This is a genomic window from Siminovitchia sediminis, from assembly GCF_042680885.1.
Lineage (GTDB): Bacteria > Bacillota > Bacilli > Bacillales > Bacillaceae_C > Siminovitchia > Siminovitchia sediminis.
In genome coordinates this window covers 52373-58039 of the sequence record NZ_JBHUEO010000062.1, presented here as the reverse complement: position 1 = coordinate 58039, position 5667 = coordinate 52373, and the positions used below count along the sequence as shown (strand labels likewise).

The following is a 5667-nucleotide window of genomic DNA, read 5'->3' as shown; positions in this document are numbered from 1 at the left end:
AAGCGCTGGAGGAAAAAGCAGAGAAGGCGTCCTTTGCCTTCATGTTTTTTCCGAAGCGACCTCGAGCCCCTGCCGCCCGTAGCTGGACACAAGAAAAGTGCAGGGCGGCTGCCCAGGGGCGACAAGCGCTGGAGGAAAAAGCAGAGAAGGCGTCCTTTGCCTTCATGTTTTTTCCGAAGCGACCTCGAGCCCCTGCCGCCCGTAGCTGGACACAAGAAAAGTGCAGGGCGGCTGCCCAGGGGCGACAAGATTTCCGGGTGGCAGCTTTTTTAGGCAAGCAACGAAGTGCAGGATTTTACATTTTTACTACAGCCAGACAGAACGCACCCCTGCTCACTCTTGCCTGGCCCCTGCTTTTTCTGCTATTATCAATAATATTGCGATTGGTCGAATTCCAACAGGAGGTGGAAATAAATGTCAGAAATTACGAAAGAGAAAGTGTATCACATTGCAGAACTAGCCCGTTTGGAAATTAGTGAGGAAGAAGCAGAACAATTCAGCAGCCAGCTGGATGACATTATTAAAATGGTGGAAAAGCTGGATGAACTGGATACAACGAATGTTACACCAATGTCTCATGTATTTATCCAAGAGAATGTTATGCGTGGAGATGAGCCGGTTGAAGGGCTTCCAATCGAAGAAACTATGAAAAATGTACCGGAACGCGAAGCCAGATTAATTAAAGTTCCACAAATTTTGGAGTAAGGAGGAAGCTACATGTCATTAATAGACCGTAATATATCCGAAGTAAAGGAACTTATACATAAAAAAGAAGTGACGGTTTCTGACCTTGTGGATCAGTCCCTTTCAAGAATCAATGATATAGAAAATAAAGTCAAAGCTTTTATTACAGTTGATGAGGAAAATGTGCGTTCTCAAGCAAAGAAACTGGACGAGCAATTAGGAACTGATGCATCTCAACATCCTCTATTCGGTATTCCTTCTGGCATTAAGGATAATATCGTAACACAAAACTTGTTAACCACGTGTGCAAGCAAAATGCTCGAAAACTTCGATCCTATTTATAATGCAACGGTGATGGAAAAATTGAATGCCCAGGGAGCATTGACCGTTGGAAAAACGAACATGGATGAGTTTGCCATGGGATCTACGACAGAAACTTCCTATTTTCACCCTACATACAATCCGTGGAATACAAATTATGTTCCTGGAGGTTCATCCGGGGGATCTGCTGCAGCAGTAGCGGCAGGAGAAGTCATGTTTTCCCTCGGAACAGATACAGGAGGATCTATCAGACAACCTGCAGCTTTTTGCGGTGTGGTTGGAATGAAACCAACATACGGAAGAGTTTCCCGCTGGGGAGTTGTGGCATTTGCATCTTCTTTTGACCAAGTCGGCCCCATTACGCGTACAGTCGAAGACAATGCAGCTGTTTTAGAGGCTATTTCCGGCCATGATCACCGTGACTCTACATCGATTCACCGGGAAGTCCCTAACTATGTGAAAAGCCTGACAGGGGATATTCGCGGAATGAAAATCGCTGTGCCTAAAGAATATATCGGAGAAGGTGTCAGCGAAGAATCTAAAGAAGCTGTCCTTTCTTCGTTAAAAGTGTTGGAAAAGCTGGGAGCTACATGGGAAGAAGTTTCCCTGCCTCATTCAGAGTTCGGCTTGGGTTCCTATTATATTGTGACATCCTCTGAAGCTTCATCCAACCTGGCACGGTTTGATGGTGTCCGCTACGGCTATAGAACCGAAGATCCGAAAAACTTGCTTGAACTTTATAAAAAGACTCGTTCCGAAGGCTTTGGCGATGAGGTCAAGCGCCGTATTATGCTCGGTACATTTGCACTCAGCGCAGGGTATTATGATGCTTATTACAAAAAAGCCCAGCAGGCACGCGCTTTGATCAAAAAAGACTTTGATGAGATTCTTTCTAAATATGACGTGATCATCGGTCCGACTACGCCAACTCCTGCTTATCGAATTGGGGAAGTTGTTGATGATATTCTGACCATGTACGCAAATGACTTGTTAACCATTCCAGTAAATCTTGCAGGACTTCCGGCTATTTCTGTTCCTTGCGGATTTACAAACGGTCTGCCGCTCGGCCTTCAAATGATCGGAAACTATTTTGATGAGGAAACCATTTATCGCGTGGCTCATGCGTTTGAACAAGCAACAGAATTTCATGAGCAAAGACCACAATTGTAAGGGGTGAAACCATATGAATTTTGAAACGGTTATAGGACTTGAAGTACACGTTGAATTAAAAACAGATTCCAAAATCTTTTCACCGGCACCAAACCATTTCGGCGCTGAGCCAAATGCGAATGTTACTGTTATAGACCTTGCTTATCCCGGAGTTTTGCCGGTTGTAAACAAGCGTGCGGTTGAATTCTCTATGAAAGCAGCAATGGCCCTGAACTGCGAAATTGCTACGGTAACGGACTTTGACAGGAAAAACTATTTTTATCCGGACAATCCGAAAGCATACCAAATTTCACAGCAGGACAATCCGATCGGAAGAAATGGCTGGATTGAAATTGAAGTCAACGGTAAGAAGAAAAAAATCCGCATCAACCGGGTACATATGGAAGAAGATGCCGGTAAACTGACCCATACGGGAAAAGGCTATTCCCTTGTAGACTTGAACCGTGCGGGCACACCGCTGATTGAAATCGTATCTGAGGCGGATATGCGCTCACCGGAAGAAGCTTATGCATACTTGGAAAAGTTAAAATCGATTATTCAATTTACCGGTGTTTCTGATTGTAAGATGGAAGAAGGATCCCTCCGCTGCGATGCCAATATATCATTGCGCCCAGTAGGTCAAAAAGAATTTGGGACAAAAACCGAATTGAAGAACCTGAACTCTTTTAACTTCGTTAAGAAAGGCCTGGAATATGAAGAAAAACGTCAGGAAGAAGTACTGCTTTCAGGCGGAGAAATATTACAGGAAACACGCCGTTATGACGAAGCGTCGGGTAAGACCATTCTGATGCGTGTCAAAGAAACAGCGGATGATTACCGGTACTTCCCCGAGCCGGATCTTGTGAAATTAACCATTGATGAAGAGTGGAAGGAAAGAGTCCGTTCAGAAATTCCCGAGCTTCCGGATGCGCGTAAGCAGCGTTACGTCAGTGAACTGGGACTGCCGGCATATGATGCCATGGTATTGACCCTGACCAAAGAAATGTCCGATTTCTTTGAGGAAACTATAGCAGCAGGGGCGGATGCAAAGCAGGCGTCCAACTGGCTGATGGGAGAAGTTTCTGCATATTTGAACGCAGAGCAGAAAGAGCTCAAAGACGTCGCATTAACGCCCGAAGGATTGGCAGGCTTAATCAAGCTGATTGAAAATGGCACCATCTCCTCTAAAATTGCGAAAAAGGTTTTCAGCGAATTGATAGAAAAAGGTGGAGACCCGGAGACCATCGTTAAAGAAGAAGGACTTGTTCAAATCTCTGATGAAGGCGAACTTCTTAAGATCATCAGTGAAGTCCTGGATAATAACCAGCAATCTATCGATGACTTTAAGAACGGAAAAGGTCGTGCGCTTGGCTTCCTGGTCGGACAAGTAATGAAAGCCACAAAAGGGCAGGCCAACCCTCCGCTTGTCAACAAACTCCTTAAGCAGGAAATTGAAAAAAGATAAATGCGTTAAAAGACAGCTGCCTCATTTTATGGAGGAAGCTGTCTTTTTATTTCAGCGAGGCGCCAGGCTGCTGGAAATGGAGAAACAACCAAGGTGGGAGCCAGTAGTAATTGTAATTCAAGAACCCAAACAGGAGGAGCGCAGCCATGAAGGTTTAAGAACCCTGAAGTATTTGAGGTTGAGGAATAAAGGTCTTCTAGAGTTTAGTTCATGACACCCAATCAGAAGTAGACACCTCAAAATCAATCGTCTAGAATGGTTCATGGCTCTCAAAGAGAAAGAGACATCTCAGAATCGGTCCTCTAGATGTTTAAGAACCCAAGAGAATGAACTAGAAAAAGGAATGGTTGCGTGAAGTGCTATATGATCTTAATCTGATGGAAATTCACACATATTTATAAGTGGAGTAATAAGCGTAGGATCGGTAAAGGTTTTTCTCGCTAATAAAATCTACCGCAGTTTCAAATTGAAGATTACAACCTTGTTAAAAACCCGAGGCTGCCACTTAGTATTAAACAAAGTATAGTATAATCAAATTTGAAATCCATCTGTTGCTGCGGGAGGTGTCTCATGATGGAAACTGCTGTCCGCCAATACATCAAGCACTTGCGGTTAGAACAGGAAGCCCCAACAGTCAATTACCTGCAAAGACTCATCCAGCATCATTTAACGCTCGTTCCCTATGAAACTTTCAGCAAGTTTTATTATTACTTAAAGGGTCCTGAATTCGTCCCTTCCTTTCCCGTTTTTGTAGAAAATTTAACGAAAAAAGGCTGGGGGGGCACTTGCTTCACGCTGAACATGAACTTTGCCCGTCTCCTTTCTGAATTGGGTTATAATTGTTCTTTGGTCAGAGTGGATCCGGGGCATATTGCTATCATGGTTCATATCAATGGAAAGAGGTTGTATGTAGATGTAGGGTACGGTTCACCGATTATGAAGCCGGTAGAATTGGAAGTAAAGCCCAGGCATATGCTCCATGGTTTTGGTGAAGAAATTATTTTTACAAACAGTAAAACAGATGAATATGAAATAGACAGGCGTTCAAATGGCAAGTCATTTGTGAAAAAAGTGATCAAGTGGCATCCGCTGACTGAAGAACAAATTTTAAACGATATAGATGATTCATACGCTGACGATGATAAAAACATCACCATGAGGAGAATTACTGCTGTACGGTTTAACGGACATCAATGTTTTTTCCTAAGAAACAAAACGATGAAGATTATGACATTCCGGAATATAAGTGAGTGGCATATCAATGATCGGGAAAGGTGGGTAAATCTCATCCATGGAATCTATCATTTAGATAAAACTTCTTTGGATCCGGCACTGACTTTCTTGAAAGAAAGAGGAATTCAACTATTTTAGTTTAATTATTTGACAAAATATCCGATAAAAGTATAGAGTACAAGAAATATAGAGGAAAATTGTGGTAGGATATCAATATATGGATTTGACGGAAGGAAGTGAAGAGTTGAAAAAGAAGATTGTTATTCCCAGTTTGTGCTTTGCCGCTTTATCGACTGTAGCCTTTGAAGAGGCCGTTCAAGCAGCGGATCCTCCTGCAGTAAAAGCTCAAATGGATACCAGGTATGTCAATGTGAACAAAGGATCGGTTCTTAACCTGCGAAGCAGCGCATCCACCAGCTCAGCTGTAGTCGGTAAATTACCGGCCGGCACAAAAGTTACTGTTCACTCCGAATCGAATGGATGGGCAAAAGTAGCCGCTAATGGACAGGTAGGATATGTCAGTTCAAAATATTTGTCCGGAAAGGCAGCAACCACCGGAACTCAACGAACATCTGCCCCCGCACCCACTCAGACAAAAACAATGACAAAATATGTGAACGTCAATCCAGGATCTGCATTAAACGTAAGAAGCAAGTCATCGACAAGCGGCAGTGTGATCGGCAGTTTGTCGTCTGGCACCAAGGTGACGGTATACTCGGAGTCCAAGGGCTGGGCTCAGATCAACTATAACGGCAGGACCGGATATGTAAGCAGTACCTACTTATCAGGAAGTGCACCATCGTTCCAAACATCCA

5 protein-coding genes are annotated in these 5667 nt (G+C 43.6%); all 5 read left to right on the top strand.

The genetic code is table 11. The annotated features are described in order from the left end of the window. Positions 1 to 414: 414 nt before the first annotated feature. Positions 415 to 705 (top strand): Asp-tRNA(Asn)/Glu-tRNA(Gln) amidotransferase subunit GatC, encoded by a 291-nt coding sequence (gene gatC / locus ACFSCZ_RS15955; protein WP_380775241.1) that lies wholly within the window; start codon positions 415 to 417, stop codon positions 703 to 705. A 12-nt stretch (positions 706 to 717) separates the two neighbouring features. Continuing rightward, complete coding sequence (gene gatA / locus ACFSCZ_RS15950) at positions 718 to 2175, top strand: Asp-tRNA(Asn)/Glu-tRNA(Gln) amidotransferase subunit GatA (RefSeq protein ID WP_380775239.1); 1458 nt, start codon at positions 718 to 720, stop codon at positions 2173 to 2175. 13 nt (positions 2176 to 2188) lie between these two features. Beyond that, a complete protein-coding gene (gene gatB, locus ACFSCZ_RS15945) occupies positions 2189 to 3619 on the top strand; it encodes an Asp-tRNA(Asn)/Glu-tRNA(Gln) amidotransferase subunit GatB (protein ID WP_380775237.1) in 1431 nt (476 codons plus the stop codon). Between the two features lie 570 nt (positions 3620 to 4189). Continuing rightward, the gene (locus tag ACFSCZ_RS15940) at positions 4190 to 4990 is read left to right on the top strand and encodes an arylamine N-acetyltransferase (protein ID WP_380775235.1); all 801 of its coding nucleotides are present in this window, start codon (positions 4190 to 4192) and stop codon (positions 4988 to 4990) included. Between the two features lie 79 nt (positions 4991 to 5069). After that, the coding region (locus ACFSCZ_RS15935; RefSeq protein ID WP_380775233.1) for an SH3 domain-containing protein at positions 5070 to 5667 on the top strand (598 nt) is incomplete at its 3' end.